1 pseudogene is annotated in these 824 nt (G+C 77.9%); it reads left to right on the forward strand.

Annotated features, from left to right (window positions below):
• Positions 1-32: 32 nt before the first annotated feature.
• A pseudogene (locus tag HMPREF0731_RS24725) lies at positions 33-760 on the forward strand (Ldh family oxidoreductase).
• The last annotated feature ends 64 nt before the right edge of the window (positions 761-824 follow it).

The raw sequence follows: 824 nt of genomic DNA on the forward strand, positions 1-824 counted from the left end.
CGCGGGACGGGCTGGCCTTCCCGGCGCTCGCCCTGGCGGAGCGGGAGGCCGGGCAGCGCGCGCGCGACTCGGGTGTGGCCTGGGTCGGCATCACCAATGGCCACCATGCCGGGGCGATGGGCCTGCCGGTGCGCCGGCTGGCCGGGCAGGGGCTGGTGGCGCTGGCCTTCAGCAACTCGCCCGCCGCCATGCCGGTGGCGGGGGGGCGGCGGCCGCTGCTCGGCACCAACCCGGTGGCCGCCGCCTTCCGCGCCGCGACGCGCCGCCGCTGGTGATCGACCTGGCGCTGTCGCAGGTGGCGCGCGGCCGCATCGCCCAGGCGGCCAAGGCCGGCCAGCCCATCCCCGAGGGCTGGGCGCTGGATTCCGAGGGCCGCCCCACCACCGACGCCGCCGCCGCCATGGACGGCGCCATGCTGGCCATGGGCGGGGCCAAGGGCGCGCTGCTGGCCATGGTGGTGGAGCTGCTCTGCGTCGCCCTGGCCGGCGCCGCCTTCGGCTTCGAGGCCGACAGCTTCTTCCAGGAGCAGGGCAACCGCCCGCGCCTCGGCCAGGCGCTGCTGGCGATCGACCCCGGCGCCCTGGCCGGGCAGGCGATCTTTCTCGACCGCGTGGAGGGATTGGTCACCACCATGCTGCAGGATGCGGGGGTGCGCCTGCCCGGTGCCCGGCGCGACGCCCTGGCGGCGGAGGCCTCGGCCACCGGCGTCGAGGTGCCGGAGGCGCTGCTGCAGATGATTCGCCGCCTGGCCGGGGGCTGATCCCCGCCCGGCGGCCCGCGACCGGCCCGGCCGGGGAGGAGAGCAATGAGCCAGAGCCGCACCG

The organism is Pseudoroseomonas cervicalis ATCC 49957, assembly GCF_000164635.1.
In the GTDB taxonomy this organism is placed as follows: domain Bacteria; phylum Pseudomonadota; class Alphaproteobacteria; order Acetobacterales; family Acetobacteraceae; genus Pseudoroseomonas; species Pseudoroseomonas cervicalis.